Below are 14,867 nucleotides of genomic sequence, written 5' to 3'. Positions count from 1 at the left end.
CATCCATGTCTTGCCGCACGATGAAGTCGTGGATGCCCGGGTCAAGCCCGGGCATGACGAGCGTTTGTTTTCACGCCGCGGCGGTCGGGAACGTGTAATCCTTGAATTGGTCGCGCAGCGCCGTCTTCAGGATCTTGCCGGTCGCGGTGTGGGGAATGCCGTCGACGAAGGCGACGTCGTCGGGCATCCACCATTTGGCGATCTTGCCGTCCATGAACTTCAGGATGTCCTCGCGCGTGGCACTCTGGCCCTGCTTGAGTTGCACGATCAGCAGCGGCCGCTCATCCCATTTGGGGTGATGGACACCGATCACGGCGGCTTCCGCGACCGCCGGATGGCCGACCGCGAGGTTCTCGAGATCGATCGAGGAGATCCATTCGCCGCCGGACTTGATCACGTCCTTGGAGCGGTCGGTGATCCGCATGTAGCCGTGCTCGTCCATCGTCGAGACGTCGCCGGTGTCGAAATAGCCGGCATCGTCGAGGATGTTGCTGTCGACCCGGAAATAGGCCTTGGCGATCGCCGGGCCCGAAACCTTGAGACGGCCGAAGGTCTTGCCGTCCCACGGCAGCTCCTTGCCGGCATCGTCGGTGATCTTCATCTCGACGCCGAACGGCGGATAGCCCTGGGTCTGCAGGATGTCGAGCCGCTCCTCGCCGGTGCGCTCGGTAAACGGTGGCTTCAACGTCGCCAGCGTGCCGAGCGGGCTCATCTCGGTCATGCCCCAGGCGTGGCGCACCTGGCTGCCCATGTCGAGGAACGCCTGGATCATCGAGCGTGGCATCGCCGACCCGCCGCAGATCACCATCTGCAGATCCGGCAGCTTGACGTTGTTGGCGGCCATGTATTGCAGCAGCATCAGCCACACCGTCGGCACGCCGGCGGTGTGCGTGACCTTCTCGGTCGACAGCAACTCGTACACCGAGGCGCCGTCGAGCTTCGGGCCCGGCATCACGAGCTTGGTGCCCATCGACGGCGCGGAGAAGGCGATGCCCCAGCTGTTGGCATGGAACAAGGGGACCACCGGAAGCATTGTGTCCGACGCGGAGGTGCCGAGCGCGTCCTTCGAATTGGCCATCAGCGCGTGCAACACGTTGGAGCGGTGCGAATAAAGTACACCCTTGGGATCGCCCGTCGTGCCGGAGGTGTAGCACATCGCCGCCGCGGTGTTCTCGTCGAAGGTCTTCCACTCGAACTTGCCGTCGGATGCCGCGATCCAGTCCTCATAGGCGACCGCGTTCTTCAGCGTGGTCTGCGGCATGTGCGCCTTGTCGGTCAGCACCACGTAGCGCTCGACGCTCGGCAGCTGGCCTGCGATCTTCTCCAGCACCGGAACGAAGGTGAGGTCGGTGATGACGATGCGGTCCTGGGCGTGGTTGACGATCCAGGCGATCTGCTCCGGAAACAGGCGCGGATTGACCGTATGGCAGATCGCGCCGATCCCCATGATGCCGTACCAGACCTCGAGGTGGCGCCAGGTGTTCCAGGCGATGGTGGCGACGCGGTCGCCGAGCTGGATGCCGTCGCGTTCCAGGCTCTGCGAGACCTTCAGTGCGCGGGCGTGGATTTGGGCGTAGGTGGTGCGATGAATCGGGCCTTCGACCGACCGCGTCACGACTTCCTGCGTGCCGTGATATTTGGCGGCGTGCTCAATAATCTTGTGACACAGCAAGGGCCAATCTTGCATCAAACCAAGCATACGCGAATCCCTCCTCGATCCTCACACATGATCCGCCGGCATCTTGGACGGCCGGCAGTAAAATCATGGAACTGACATGAACTTTAGCGCGGAGAAAGCAAGCCGAAAATGGCCTGTTGGCGCGTTTCGTCGCGGGGGCGCGGCAATGGTTACCGCCGCCGCCGTGCTGCTTTGCCTTGGCATGCAAGCAGGCCCAGCCGAGGCCGCCCGCCGCGCGCCCAGCTTTCCGTGGGACGATCTGTTCGGCACCCGGCCGCAAAGGCCGCACAAGGCAGCCCGCCGCTCAGCGGTGCCGCTGCCGAAGCCACGCCCGGCTGAGGCGCCGGCGGAGCCTCCCGCCACAGCCAAAACGCAGCCTGCCGAGGCGGCAAGGCCCGCCGAGACGGCCAAGCCCGCTGATGCCGCCAAGCCGGCCGAGCCCGCCGCGCCGCAGCTCTCGGCCTGCCGACAGGCGCTGACCGAGGAGATCGCGATCGCCCCGAGCATTCCGGATATCCACGGCGCCGGAGGCTGCGGCGGCGAGGATCTGGTGCGGCTCGAGGCGATCGTGCTGCCGGACAAGCGCAAGGTCGTGGTCAAGCCCGCCGCCATCCTCCGCTGCAAGATGGCCGCTGCGGTCGCCGACTGGGTCCGCACCGATATCGCGCCGCTCGCGCAGAGCCTCGGGGGCGGGATCAGCAATCTCGACAATTTCGACTCGTTCGAATGCCGCGGCCGCAATCGGGTCGCCGGAGCGCAGCTCTCCGAGCACGGCCGCGCCAATGCGCTCGACGTCCGCGCGCTCGGTCTCGCCAACGGCAAGTCGATCTCGCTGACCGACCGCAGCGTGCCGCGGACCTTGCGCGAGACCGTGCTGCATTCGGTCTGCGCCCGCTTCTCCACAGTGCTCGGCCCGGGCTCGGACTGGTACCACGAGGACCACATCCATCTCGACCTGATCGAGCGTCGCAACAATTACCGGATCTGCCAGTGGAACGTGGACGACCCGCTGCCGCAAGTCGCGCCGCTGTTGCCGGCAGAGCGCCCCGAAGAGGCGCCGCCGCGCGAGGTCGCCGCCAAATCCGACGCGCCGAAAGCGGACACATCCAAAGCTGACCACGGCAAGTCTGACACCGGCAAGCCGGACGCCACAAAATCAGATGACGCGGCCGCGCCCGACCGCAGCGCCGAGACCAAACCGCAGCCAACAAAAAAGCGCCGGCAAAGCCGGCGCTTTTGATCGCGATTGCGATTGGATCAGTAGGTCGTGCCGCCGCCGCCCTGCAGCGCCATCTGCGGCTTGTAGGGCGAGTCGCCGTGCTTCGGCTCCAGCACCACGACGATGGTGCCGAGCTTGACGCGGTTGTAGAGGTCGATGACGTCCTCGTTGGTCATGCGGATGCAGCCCGAGGAGATCGACGCGCCGATATATTCCGGCTGGTTGGTGCCGTGGATGCGGAACAGCGTGTCCTTGCCGCCCGAATAGAGATACATCGCGCGCGAGCCCATCGGATTGTCCGGGCCCGGGGCCACGAAGGTCGGGACGCCGAGGCGCGAGATTTCGCCGGGGGTCGGGTGCCAGGCCGGCCATTCGGTCATGCTGCCGACCTTAGCGATGCCGGACCAGGCCATGGCTTCCTCGCCGACAGTGATGCCGTAGCGGATCGCCTTGCCGTCGTTCAGCACGTAATAGAGGTAATGGTTGTCGGAATCGACCACGATCGAGCCGGGGGCTTCCTTGCGGTGATACTCGACGATGGCGCGGCGGAACGGTTCAGCGACCGGCGTCTTGACGTAAGTGGTCTTGGCCAGGAGTTCCTTGTCACGCGGCTTGAAGTTCGCGGTGTTGGTTGCCTCATAGGTTGTGGCCTGCATGCAGCCCGACAACATCAGGCCCGCGGCCAGGATCCCGAGGGTAACTTTGAGCGACGACATGATTACATTCCAATCGAAAATCCGCGCCCGAAAGCGCCACTATTACGCCCCAAACGCCACGATTCCATTACCTGCATTATTGCCGAAACGTGCCATTATTCCCAGAGTCTAGATGCCTTTCCCGCATCGCGGGACGCTGTCTGTGGCTTTTTTGCCGCAACTGTTCTGGTGCCGGGTTGGTTTTTGTGCAAACAGGCAACGGTCGACGAGTCGGCGTCACGTCGCTGCCGCTTGGCCGCCACAAGTATGGATGCCCGGTTAATACCCCGGTCATGAAGCGCCCCCCAGAATCGCGCTAAGTCGGCGGGTCCTGCCAGCCCTGTTTCGTGGAGTTCGTGATGCTGTCGGTGTTCGTTCCGTCCGAGTTTTCGCTCAAGAAGGCCACGGCGACCGACCTCGGCGCGCTGCCCGAGGGAGCGGTCTGGGTCGATCTGGTGAATCCGACCGTTGAGGAGGACCGGGCGGTCGAGAAGCTCGCGGGGATCGCGGTGCCGACCCGGGAAGACATGCAGGAGATCGAGATCTCCAGCCGCCTCTATATCGAGAACAGCGCGCGCTACATGACCGCGACGCTGATGTGCCAGTCCGACACCGACATGCCGCGCACCACGGCGGTGACCTTCATCCTCACCGGTCATCGGCTGGTGACGGTGCGCTACGACCTGCCGAAGCCGTTCGCGCTGGTCGAGAACAAGCTGGCGCGCGCCTGTTCCCCCAGCATCACCGGGGAGCAGGTGCTGATGGAACTGCTGGACGCGGTGATCGACCGTTGCGCCGACATTCTGGAGCGCTGCGGGGCCGATATCGACCAGGTGTCCCACGACATCTTCGAGCCGGAGAGCGAGCGCCACGGCCACGCCAAGCAATATTCGCAGATTCTGATCGCGATCGGCCGCAAGGGCGACCTGACCTCGAAGGTTCGCGAAAGCCTGGTCTCGATCGGCCGCCTCGTCACCTTTCTCTCCGCGGTGGTCGAGGGCGTGAAATGGTCCAAGGACATGCGCGAGCAGCTCAAGACCATGCAGCGTGACGTGGCCTCACTGACCGACCACGCCTCCTATCTCTCCAACAAGATCACCTTCGTGCTCGACGCCATGCTCGGCGTGGTCAATCTGGAACAGAACAACATCATCAAGCTGTTCTCGGTGATGGCGGTGGTCTTGATGCCGCCGACGCTGATCGCCTCGATCTACGGCATGAATTTCAAGGTGATGCCGGAACTCGAATGGGCGCACGGCTATCCGTATGCACTGGTACTGATGCTGATCGCGGCTGTCGTGCCGTACTGGATCTTCAAGTGGAAGAAGTGGCTGTAGACCGGTTCCACGCGTCGCGTTTTGGGACGCGCATCCTGCCTTATTTCCTCTGCTAAAATTTGAGCGTTGCGCTGAACGTTTGGGCGAAACTTGTCTGCGATAACGCCCGCCTCGAAGCCGGAGGACAGCAATGGTTGAGAAGATCATAACGCCACGGCGTAACGTCATCGACTTTGCGCGCTATCAACAGGACCGCGCAGCAGGCAAGGTGCAGGCGATCTCGCCGAGACTTTGCCGTTACTGTGGCGCTGCGTTGCTGGATGGCGAGGACGAAGACGAATGCTCCAGCGCGCTGAACGACGTCGCGCTGCGGCAGCCCGAGAAGAAGTCGCGTCGGTTCTACGCAGACTAGAGGCCGAAGCCTCGGAGGCAGAAGCCTCGTTTGCGTTGTTACGCCTGCAAGTGAAGCAATCCCAATGACGGCCGCGGCGGCGGCCGGGATCGCCTCAAAACTTCCTTCCCCGAAATACGGCTCTTCCCAAGCTCAGACGTGCTGACCACCGTTGATGTGGATCTCCGCACCGTTCACGTAAGAGCTGGTCTCCGTGCAGAGAACGTAGATGATCTTGGCGACCTCGTCCGGCGTGCCGAGGCGATGCATCGGGATCTGCTGGTCGACGATCTTCTCGGTGCCCGGCGACAGGATCGAGGTATCGATCTCGCCCGGCGCGATCGCGTTGACGCGGACGCCGACGCGGCCGAAGTCCGATGCCATCTCGCGCGTCAGCGCCGCGAGCGCGGCCTTCGACGTCGCATAGGCCGCGCCGGCAAACGGATGCACGCGCGAGCCGGCGATCGAGGTGACGTTCACCACCGCGCCCTTGGCGTGTTTCAACTCCTCGATCAGCCCGCGCGCGATCATGATCGGTGCGAAGAAGTTGACGTGGAAGACGTGGGTCCAGGTCTCGATGTCGGTGTCCATGGTGCCGAGCCGGCCGCCGCCCGCAGCCTTCGGCGAGATCGCGGCGTTGTTGACCAGCGCGTGCAGTTCATCGTTCTCGAGCCGCCTGCGGATCTCGGAGATCGCGCGCACGGTGTCGTCATGGCTGCCGAGGTCGACCTCGATGTGGTCTTCCGGCCCGGCGCCCCAGGGGCAGACCTCGGGAAACGCATGCCGCGACAGGGTGATGACGCGCCAGCCGGCGGACGAGAACCGGATCGCGGTGGCATGGCCGATGCCGCGGCTTGCGCCGGTCAGAAGCAGCGTGCGCCGCGGCGCATTGGATGGGTGGGGCATCGACGGTTTCTTTCGTTTTCGTCATGCGCGGCGGCGTGCCGGGCATCCACGCCTTCGAACGACTTGGGATGACTTGGGATCAAGACGTCGCTGGCCGGGTCATCTTACACGAAGATGCGCTTCGCGCTTTCGCCCGGCCATGACGGTCGCAGCTTTCAGGGATAGAGCCGCACCTTCGACCAGGCGCTGCCGGCGCCGTCGCGGCGGAATTCGATGCGGTCGTGCAGGCGGTACGGGCGGTCGTGCCAGAACTCGAAGCGCTGCGGCGTGATCCGCCAGCCGCTCCAGCCCGGCGGCCGCGGCACCTCGCCGATGACGTATTTCGCACCGGTCTTGGCGATCGCCTGCTCGAATGCGAAGCGGCTCTCCAGCGGCTGCGACTGCTTGCTGGCCCAGGCGCCGATCTGCGCCTGCTTCGGCCTGGTGGCGAAATAGGCGTCGGCCTCGGCATCGGTCACCGGCGTGACCGGCCCGCGGATGCGCACCTGGCGGCGCAGCGATTTCCAGTGGAAGAGTAAAGCAGCCTTGGGATTTGCGGCCAATTCGCGGCCCTTAGCGCTCGCAATGTGGCTGTAGAACACGAAGCCGTCGGCATCGAAGCCCTTCATCAGCACCATCCGCACGTCGGGCAGGCCGTCGGGATCGACGGTCGCAAGCGCCATCGCGTTCGGATCGTTCGGCTCGGACTTGATCGCCTCCGCAAACCATTCGGCGAACAGGGCGAACGGCTCCTCCGCCGCGGTGAAATCACCCGATGTTAACGGTGTCGGGTGTTTGATGGAGGTCGTGTCGGTCATGTCAGGAGTCCCGATTTGCATCCGCCCGCGTCTGAAAGCGCGTTACTAGCCCTATATAGGGCATGGGGGCGCGTTGGCCTATCGGCGATCCACCCCGCAGGCGCGGTGGTGACATTGATCCTGATCGGCGTCGGCGCAAGCGGCTGCAGCCTGTCGCGCAGCGACGCCTTCGCCAAGCTGGACGACAAGGATGTGACGGGCTCGATCAGGCCGACCCAGATCAATGCGGTGATGCCGACCGACAGCGATCTCGCCTTCGCCCGCAATGCCGCCTCCGACGTGCTGACCAAGGGCGACAAGGATTCCAGCCAGCCCTGGGAAAATCCTGAAACCGGCGCGCGCGGCTCGGTGACGCCGCTGGCCCAGGCCTATTCGGGCGAGGACGGCAAGACGTGCCGGGATTTCCTTGCCAGCTACGTCAACGGAGCCACCGAGAGCTGGCTGCAGGGCGCCGCATGCAAGGCTGGACAAGGGCGGTGGGAAATCCATAGCCTGAAGCCCTGGAGAAAATCCTGAGAATTCCGGCGAAGCCGGACTAGTTGCAAAAATGCCACTGAGCCCCCACATCAAGGTAAAGTGGGCCCGGACGGGTTCCCGGCCAGGACTGATTTTTCCCGTGAAGGAGACGTGACGGATGCGCGACCCCTATGAGGTCTTGGGGGTGCAGCGGAGCGCCAGCGCTGCGACGATCAAGAGCGCCTATCGCAAGCTCGCCAAGAAGCATCACCCTGATAACAACAAGAACGACCCGAAGGCGGCGGCCCGCTTTGCGGAGATCAACACGGCCAACGAGATCGTCGGCGACGAGGACAAGCGCAAGCAGTTCGACCGCGGCGAGATCGATGCCGAAGGCAAGCCGCGCTTCCAGGGTTTCCCTGGCGGCAGCGGTGCCGGCGGCCGTGCCGGTCCGGGCGGCTTCGAGTACAGTTTCCGCTCCGGGCCCGGCGGCGGCATGGGCGGCGGCAGCTTCGAGGACATCCTCAACAGCATGTTTGGCAATGCGGCTCGCGGAGGCGGCAGCCGCGCGGGCCGGGCCAGTCCGTTCGAGTTTGACGGCGGCGGGGTCGGCGTCGACCTCGATCTTTCGGTCGCTATGACGGTGTCGCTGGAGGAATCGGTCAGGGGCGGCGACAAGCGCGTCCGCCTGCCGACCGGCCGCGAGCTCAACGTCAAGATTCCGCCCGGGGTTGCTGCGGGTCAGCAGATCCGGCTGAAGGGGCAGGGCGAGACCGCGCAAGGCCATCCGCCCGGCGATCTCCTGATCACGATCTCGGTCGCGCCGCACCCGTTCTTCAAGGTCGACGGCAACGACCTCAGGATCGACCTGCCCATCACCCTCTACGAGGCGGTGCTGGGCGGCAAGGTCCGCGTGCCGACGCTCGGCAGCGCGGTCGAACTGTCGATCCCGAAGAACACCTCGAGCGGCCGTACCTTCCGCCTCAAGGCCAAGGGGCTGTCGAAGGCGGGCGCGACCGGCGACCTCTATGTCACGACCCGCATCATCCTTCCCGACGGGAACGATGCCGAGCTTGAGGCATTGATGCAGACGTGGCGGGATCAAAAACCCTACAATCCGCGTAGCGATCTCGGCTGACCGCCGATAACGCGCCCCAAAAGACGCGAAGACGCGAAACTGCACTACCCCGGACTCTATCGGGGTAGACGCGGGCATCGTGAGCGCGTCACAAAGGATGACGGGCCGTCCGAGGTCTGCGGCGTGCAGACCGGATGACGGAAAAGGAGTGCGGCCTCGAGAGGGGGACCAGCGCGGTACACAAAACCCCAATCGAGGCCGCGTGCGCCGATCGGCGGATCGGGCGCGGATCATCTTCGCGTGAGCATCCGGTGCGATAATGAGACGCGTCGATGACGCGAATCGAAGTTTTCGATGTCGGAATTGGGACGCTGAGTGAGGCTGGATTCACTTGCTCGAAATGACGCAATTTCGACGACCTGATCTTCCGTAAAATTACGGAAGATCACCCGCCGCTCTTCTCCATCTGATCGTAGACGGCCTGCGCGACCTGGGTCAGGCGCGTGCGATCGGTGCCGCCGCTGACGACATAGGCGACGCCTCGATCGGCCCAGAACAGCGCGCCGTCGCTGCCCTGCACGGCATAGCGCATCTGGGTCGCCTCGGTCTTCACCTTGGCGGTATAGACCGTGAACCGCTCACCCGACGTGCTCTCATACATCAGGAACGACGCCGGGCCGCTCGGTCCGGGCAGCAGGCGGCCGCCGACCAGCTTCAGCCCGGTCAGCTCCGGCGCGCGGACGTCCCAGCCGCAGCGCTTGGTCAGCCATTGCTGCAGGTGGTCGCGCTCGCTGCCGGGCACCTCGACGGGATGCCGGACCTCGACCACGTAGAGCCGATGCGCATCGAGGGCATCGACCGTGAAGCTCTGGAATGCCGACGGCGTCGCCGCCGCTCCGCGCGCGATCCAGCCGGCGCCGCCACCGGCGACGAAGGCCATGACCGTCGCCGCCACCGCGCCATAGACCCAGCGGCGCGGCTGGCGCACCAGCCGCTCGAGTTCGAGCCGTTTCGGCACCGCCTCGTCCAGCACGGTGTCGTAGCGTGCATGCAGTGTCTCGGCCATCGCACGCCATGACTGCACCCGCGCCGCGTCGTCGGGATGCGCGGCAAGCCACGCCTCGACATCGCCGCGGCGTTCGGCTGGCAGCTCGTTGTCGACGTAAGCGTGCAACTCGTCTTCGGTGACGGGAATGTTCGGGTCGGTCATATCAGTCGTCTCTGCCAAATCTTGTTCGAAAATCGTTCATGCATAACGCCGGCCATCGCGCACATTATCATTTCACCCGCCGGAGCGCCGGGCGCTGGCCCTCGATCGAGGCCCGGACATGGGCGCGGGCGCGGGCGAGGCGGGACATCACCGTGCCGATCGGCACGCCCTGGATATCGGCGACCTCGCGGTAGCTCATGCCCTCCAGCATGACGAGCAGCAGCACCGAGCGTTGTTCCTCGACCAGCGTCGACAGCGCGCGTTCGATGTCGCGTCCCTCGGCCTCGGTGCCGCTGGCGTCGGCATTGTTATCGAGCAGCGGCACGAACGCCGGCCGCCGCGCCAGCGAGCGCCGGCGGTTCTTGTTCAGATTGGTCAGGATCGTGTAGAGCCAGCTCCTGACGTCGCCGCCGAGAAACAGCCGCTCCGAGCGCAGCGCCCGCACCAGCGTGTCCTGCACCAGATCGTCGGCGATATCCGTGTCACGCGCCAGCGCGCGCGCATAGCGACGCAGCGCCGGTATCATGGCTTCGACACTTTGACGAAACGCGGTCATGCATCCCAGTCTTCGATGGTCTCGGCGATAGCCGCCTTGTCCAACATAACACCCTGGCGGCGTGGCTATTCCGTCTGCGCCGATCTGCGCGCATACCGCCCAAGCTGCGGCCGATTTGGGCTTGTCGCCAGCCGAAGTGCTGGTGTACCTCCGAGCCGAAAAAATTCGGAGCGTGGAAGCCTTGAGGCGGCCGACCTCTCGCGCAGCAGGGACCAGCCGTTACGGGAATGCCGGTACCGACGATCTATTACATCCGCCACGGCGAGACCGCGTGGAACGCCGAAGGGCGGCTCCAGGGCGTGCAGGACATCGCCCTCAATGAGCGCGGTCGCGCCCAGGCCGCGCATGCCGGGCGCATCCTCGGCGATCTCCTCGCGCGCGACCGCCGTGACAAGGCGACGCTGCCGTTCGTCGCAAGCCCGCTGATCCGGGCGCGTGCCACCATGGAGCTGGTGCGCGCCGAGCTCGGCCTGCCGCCGGGCGACTACGCGCTCGACGCGCGGCTGCGCGAGATCGGCTACGGGACGTGGGAGGGCTCGACCTTGGCGCAGGCGCAGGCTGCGGACCCCGCGCTGTATGCCCGCCGCCTGGCCGAGAAGTGGACGGTGTCGCCGTCCGGCGGCGAGAGCTATGTCGACGTGCAGGTGCGGATGACCGACTGGTACCGCTCGGTGACGTCGGACACGGTCGCGGTCGCCCATGGCGGTACGGCGCGGGCGCTGATGGTGGCGCTCGGCTTCGAGACGCCGGCCTCGGCCGCCGAACTCTATATCGAGCAGGGGGCGGTCTACGTATTCGGTGAGCAGGGGCTGCGGAAGCATAGTTAACTCGCACTGTCATTCTGGGGCACGAAGCGAACCTCAGGGGCGCAATTGCGCCCCGGGGAATCTCGAGATTCCGGGTTCGATGCTCCGCATCGCCCCGGAATGACAGCTTGGCTGTTTGACCCCGCTGCCTCTGCGCGTTACGACACGCCATGTCCTTCAATACTTTCGGTCATATGTTCCGCGTCACGACCTTCGGCGAGAGCCATGGGGTCGCGATCGGCTGCGTCGTGGACGGCTGCCCGCCGCTGATCCCCCTGACCGCGGAGGAGATCCAGCACGACCTCGACCGCCGCCGCCCCGGCCAGTCGCGCTTCACCACCCAGCGCCAGGAGCCGGATGCGGTCAAGATCCTGTCCGGCGTGATGGCGCATCCGGAAACCGGCGCGCAGGTGACGACCGGCACGCCGATCGCGCTGCTGATCGAGAACACCGACCAGCGCTCGAAGGATTATTCCGAGATCAAGGACAAGTTCCGGCCCGGCCATGCCGACTTCACCTATGAAGCGAAATACGGCCTGCGCGACTATCGCGGCGGCGGACGCTCCTCCGCGCGCGAGACCGCGACCCGCGTCGCGGCCGGTGCGATCGCGCGCAAGGTGCTGCCCGAGGTGAAGGTGCGCGGCGCGCTGGTGCAGATGGGGCCGCACAAGATCGACCGCGAGAAGTGGGACTGGGACGAGATTGCGAACAACCCGTTCTTCTGTCCCGACAAGGACAAGGCGGCGTTCTTCGAAAGCTATCTCGACGGCATCAGGAAGAGCGGCTCCTCGATCGGCGCCGTCATCGAGGTCGTCGCCGAGGGCGTGCCAGCCGGCCTCGGCGCGCCGATCTACGCCAAACTCGACAGCGACCTGGCGGCGGCGATGATGAGCATCAACGCGGTCAAGGGCGTCGAGATCGGCGCCGGCTTCGGCGCCGCCGAATTGTCGGGCGAGGAGAACGCCGACGAGATGCGGACCGGCAACAACGGAACGCGTTTCCTGTCCAACCATGCCGGCGGCGTCCTCGGCGGCATCTCGACCGGGCAGCCGGTGGTGGTGCGCTTTGCGGTCAAGCCGACGTCCTCGATCCTGACCACGCGCCGGACCGTGGACCGCAAGGGCGCGGATACCGACATCCTGACCAAGGGCCGCCACGACCCCTGCGTCGGCATCCGGGCGGTACCGGTCGGCGAGGCCATGATGGCCTGCGTGCTGGCCGATCATTTTCTGCGCGACCGCGGGCAGACCGGGCGCTGATCCCTTATATAGTGGCGGTCGCCAGACCGCCCTGGGGGAATGCCATGAACGCGTCGGAGCTTCGGGACATCATCGAATGGATGATCGGCGGCGCGCGGTCGGCGCCGACCCCGCCGCAGATGATGGCGGAATGCTGCGAGCGCCTGGTGCGGGCCGGCCTGCCGCTGTGGCGCATCGGCGTCTTCGTGCGCACGCTGCATCCGGAGATCTATGGCCGCCATTTCTTCTGGAAGCCCGGCGCCGAGGTCGAAACCGGCACCGTCGATCACAACATCCTGGACTCCCCGGAATTTGCCGTCAGCCCGCTGTCGACCGTGTTCAGGCAGGGTGTTGAAGTACGCGCGCGGCTCGACGATCCCGCAAGCGCCCGGTTTCCGATCGTCGTGGACCTGCAGGCCGAAGGCGTCACCGACTACATCGCCGTGCCGCTGGTCTATACCGACGGCTTCGTCAATGCCTCGAGCTGGACCACCAGGCAGCCGGGTGGCTTCACCGAGGAGCAGCTCGATGCGATCCGGTCGATCACCGTGCCATTGGCGCGCTATATCGAGATCATCACCCTGCGCCGCACCGCCTCGCTCTTGCTCGACACCTATGTCGGCAACCGTGCCGGCGAGCGCATCATGGGCGGCCAGATCCGGCGCGGCCATGCCGATACGATGGATGCCGCGATCTGGCTGTCGGACCTGCGCGGCTTCACCGCGCTGTCGGACCGCTTGCCGGCCGAGACGGTGGTGGAAATCCTCAACCTCTACTTCGATTGCCAGGTCACCGCGATCCGCGACCATGGCGGCGAAGTGCTCAAATTCATGGGCGACGGCCTGCTCGCGGTGTTCCCGGTCGACGAATATCTCGGCGACGAGGTGCAGGTCTGCTCACGGGTGCTGGAAGCTGCGCGCGCGTCCCGCGCCGGCGTCGAGGCGCTGCAATTCGCCAATGGCGATGCCGTCGAACGCTTCCGTTTCGGCCTCGCGCTGCATCTCGGGCGCGTGCTCTACGGCAATATTGGCGGCGGCAACCGGCTCGACTTCACCTGCATCGGTCCGGCGGTCAATCTCGCCGCGCGGCTGGAGAAGATCGCCGGCCGTCTTGGCCGCACCGTGGTGGCCTCGGAGCGCTTCGCCGGCATCAGCGACGGCGGCTGGAGCGATCTCGGCGAGTTTCCTATCGCTGGATTTGCCAAGGCCGAACGGGTCTACGGCCTGTACGACGAGGCGCCGGTCGCTGCTACGAGCTAAAGCATGATCCGGAAAAGTGCGAAGCGGTTTTCCGAAAGATCATGCTCAAACAAAGAGCTAAGGCGCGATGACGATTCAACCTAATCTCATCGCGCCTTAGCCGCCGCGGGCGTAAGACTGCTTCAGGCCGAAGGTCAGGATCGACAGCGTGATCCACAGCCGCAGCATGGCGAAGCCGAAGATGAAGACGACGTAGACCAGGTTCTTGAGCGGCTGGCCCACCGTCGCGGTCTGCCAGAAGTGCCAGATCGCGGTGCGGACAAGCTCCTGACCGTAGCCCAGCGCGACGTTGATCGCACCGAGCACCAGCACCGCGGCGCCGAGCCACAGCGCATGCCGGCCCAGATCCTTGACGGCGGCAAACAGTGCGACACGGCCGCCATTGCCTTCCGCATTGACGATGATCAAGAGCACCAGCGCTGCGATCGCCGCACTCCAGAACCGGCCGAGATCGGAGTCCTGATCGAAGGCCATGCCGTCGAGGCCCCACATCAAATGCGGAGCAAACGACGTGAAGCCGACCGCGGCGGTGCCGACTGATGCCACGATCATCACGAGCATGATCCGCCACAGGATCGACGCCGACAGTCTGGTCTGCTCGGCCAGGGTCCATTCGCCGAGCGACGATTGGCCTCCGGCAGCCTGGATCGAGTCCCGCGCTGTCGCGAAGAAGGCGAGCAGCACGCAGATGTCGGCCAGCACCAGCGCGGGCAGCGTCAGGCCGGGCCTGCCGAAACCGACGATCCGCAGCGCCGCCGCCATGACGAGCCAGGGCAGAGCGGGCAGGGGGCGAAACGGCCCGAACGAGGTTTCTGGGCGGGTCTTCCGCAGTGAAAGCTGTTGGCGCAGTGCGACGGACATGCCGCGTTCATGCCATGCGATCCCTAAAGCACCGGTCGCCGCGATCGCTAAAATTCGCGGCAAGGCCTGTGGCAATCTGGCGCTGGCGCGCTATTCCTCGGGCTCGGTGGTGAACAGCAGCGGATAGCCCTTGGCGCGGCCGGCGTCGGTGGCGCGCGTCGCCTTGGTCTCGGCGACGTCCCTGGTGAAGACAGCGACGACGCAGACGCCGCGCTGGTGCGCCGTCAGCATCACCTTGTAGGCTTGGTCGTCGGTCATGCGGAATTCACCCTTCAGCACGGTGACGACGAATTCGCGCGGCGTGTAGTCGTCGTTGACCAGGATCACCTTGTGCAGGCGCGGCTGCTCGACCTTGGTCTTCGTCCTGGTTTTCGGCTTGACGACGGTATCTGGCATCGCACTCCCTCGCGATTGCCCCGTAAGAATACCGTCTTCAGGCG

The 14,867-nt window shown here is 65.3% G+C and carries 16 protein-coding genes; 8 read left to right on the top strand and 8 right to left on the bottom strand.

Annotated elements, in window-relative coordinates:
* Nucleotides 1-70: 70 nt before the first annotated feature.
* Nucleotides 71-1,699 carry a fatty-acid--CoA ligase gene (locus J2R76_RS16335; RefSeq protein ID WP_253624183.1) on the bottom strand — a complete coding sequence of 543 codons (1,629 nt, stop codon included), beginning with the start codon at nucleotides 1,697-1,699 and terminating at the stop codon, nucleotides 71-73.
* A gap of 76 nt (nucleotides 1,700-1,775) precedes the next feature.
* Here J2R76_RS16335 and J2R76_RS16330 point away from each other — a divergent pair, with 76 nt between their 5' ends.
* The gene (locus tag J2R76_RS16330) at nucleotides 1,776-2,918 is read left to right on the top strand and encodes an extensin family protein (RefSeq protein WP_375166495.1); all 1,143 of its coding nucleotides are present in this window, start codon (nucleotides 1,776-1,778) and stop codon (nucleotides 2,916-2,918) included.
* Between the two features lie 17 nt (nucleotides 2,919-2,935).
* On the opposite strand, the gene J2R76_RS16325 is transcribed toward J2R76_RS16330, so the two are convergent.
* Nucleotides 2,936-3,613: a L,D-transpeptidase gene (locus J2R76_RS16325; protein WP_057015206.1), complete on the bottom strand. Its 678-nt coding sequence runs from the start codon at nucleotides 3,611-3,613 to the stop codon at nucleotides 2,936-2,938.
* 338 nt (nucleotides 3,614-3,951) lie between these two features.
* Between J2R76_RS16325 and J2R76_RS16320 the strand changes: the two genes are divergently transcribed.
* Nucleotides 3,952-4,929: a magnesium transporter CorA family protein gene (locus tag J2R76_RS16320; RefSeq protein ID WP_168857199.1), complete on the top strand. Its 978-nt coding sequence runs from the start codon at nucleotides 3,952-3,954 to the stop codon at nucleotides 4,927-4,929.
* Between the two features lie 130 nt (nucleotides 4,930-5,059).
* Nucleotides 5,060-5,281 (top strand): hypothetical protein, encoded by a 222-nt coding sequence (locus J2R76_RS16315; RefSeq protein ID WP_063709281.1) that lies wholly within the window; start codon nucleotides 5,060-5,062, stop codon nucleotides 5,279-5,281.
* Nucleotides 5,282-5,413: 132 nt separating this feature from the next.
* On the opposite strand, the gene J2R76_RS16310 is transcribed toward J2R76_RS16315, so the two are convergent.
* Entirely contained in the window at nucleotides 5,414-6,166 is a 753-nt protein-coding gene (locus J2R76_RS16310; protein WP_018270354.1) for an SDR family NAD(P)-dependent oxidoreductase, read from the bottom strand.
* A gap of 155 nt (nucleotides 6,167-6,321) precedes the next feature.
* A complete protein-coding gene (gene pdxH / locus J2R76_RS16305) occupies nucleotides 6,322-6,963 on the bottom strand; it encodes a pyridoxamine 5'-phosphate oxidase (RefSeq protein WP_057015208.1) in 642 nt (213 codons plus the stop codon).
* Nucleotides 6,964-7,071: 108 nt separating this feature from the next.
* Here pdxH and J2R76_RS16300 point away from each other — a divergent pair, with 108 nt between their 5' ends.
* Together J2R76_RS16300 and J2R76_RS16295 are read left to right on the top strand one after the other, a co-directional pair.
* On the top strand, nucleotides 7,072-7,479 hold the full coding sequence (locus tag J2R76_RS16300) for an RT0821/Lpp0805 family surface protein (protein WP_057015270.1): 408 nt from the start codon (nucleotides 7,072-7,074) through the stop codon (nucleotides 7,477-7,479).
* Between the two features lie 118 nt (nucleotides 7,480-7,597).
* Nucleotides 7,598-8,557, top strand: coding sequence for a DnaJ C-terminal domain-containing protein (locus tag J2R76_RS16295; protein WP_253624181.1), 960 nt, complete (start codon nucleotides 7,598-7,600; stop codon nucleotides 8,555-8,557).
* 385 nt (nucleotides 8,558-8,942) lie between these two features.
* On the opposite strand, the gene J2R76_RS16290 is transcribed toward J2R76_RS16295, so the two are convergent.
* The gene (locus J2R76_RS16290) at nucleotides 8,943-9,707 is read right to left on the bottom strand and encodes an anti-sigma factor (RefSeq protein WP_057015209.1); all 765 of its coding nucleotides are present in this window, start codon (nucleotides 9,705-9,707) and stop codon (nucleotides 8,943-8,945) included.
* A 67-nt stretch (nucleotides 9,708-9,774) separates the two neighbouring features.
* Nucleotides 9,775-10,263 (bottom strand): sigma-70 family RNA polymerase sigma factor, encoded by a 489-nt coding sequence (locus tag J2R76_RS16285; protein WP_016844579.1) that lies wholly within the window; start codon nucleotides 10,261-10,263, stop codon nucleotides 9,775-9,777.
* A gap of 227 nt (nucleotides 10,264-10,490) precedes the next feature.
* Here J2R76_RS16285 and J2R76_RS16280 point away from each other — a divergent pair, with 227 nt between their 5' ends.
* The 3 genes from J2R76_RS16280 to J2R76_RS16270 all read left to right on the top strand — a co-directional run bounded on the left by J2R76_RS16280 (nucleotide 10,491) and on the right by J2R76_RS16270 (nucleotide 13,566).
* Nucleotides 10,491-11,090 carry a histidine phosphatase family protein gene (locus tag J2R76_RS16280; protein ID WP_168857197.1) on the top strand — a complete coding sequence of 200 codons (600 nt, stop codon included), beginning with the start codon at nucleotides 10,491-10,493 and terminating at the stop codon, nucleotides 11,088-11,090.
* Between the two features lie 149 nt (nucleotides 11,091-11,239).
* Nucleotides 11,240-12,328 (top strand): chorismate synthase, encoded by a 1,089-nt coding sequence (aroC, locus tag J2R76_RS16275; protein ID WP_057015211.1) that lies wholly within the window; start codon nucleotides 11,240-11,242, stop codon nucleotides 12,326-12,328.
* Nucleotides 12,329-12,372: 44 nt separating this feature from the next.
* The gene (locus J2R76_RS16270) at nucleotides 12,373-13,566 is read left to right on the top strand and encodes an adenylate/guanylate cyclase domain-containing protein (protein ID WP_253624180.1); all 1,194 of its coding nucleotides are present in this window, start codon (nucleotides 12,373-12,375) and stop codon (nucleotides 13,564-13,566) included.
* A gap of 96 nt (nucleotides 13,567-13,662) precedes the next feature.
* Here the strand turns inward: J2R76_RS16270 and J2R76_RS16265 are convergent, their stop codons facing one another.
* Together J2R76_RS16265 and clpS are read right to left on the bottom strand one after the other, a co-directional pair.
* Nucleotides 13,663-14,427 (bottom strand): hypothetical protein, encoded by a 765-nt coding sequence (locus tag J2R76_RS16265; protein WP_233475576.1) that lies wholly within the window; start codon nucleotides 14,425-14,427, stop codon nucleotides 13,663-13,665.
* Nucleotides 14,428-14,517: 90 nt separating this feature from the next.
* Entirely contained in the window at nucleotides 14,518-14,823 is a 306-nt protein-coding gene (clpS, locus tag J2R76_RS16260; protein WP_225645582.1) for an ATP-dependent Clp protease adapter ClpS, read from the bottom strand.
* Nucleotides 14,824-14,867 lie beyond the last annotated feature (44 nt).

It is taken from the genome of Bradyrhizobium sp. USDA 4532, assembly GCF_024171315.1.
Taxonomy (GTDB): domain Bacteria; phylum Pseudomonadota; class Alphaproteobacteria; order Rhizobiales; family Xanthobacteraceae; genus Bradyrhizobium; species Bradyrhizobium australafricanum.
This window is presented reverse-complemented; position numbering and strand designations above follow the sequence as displayed.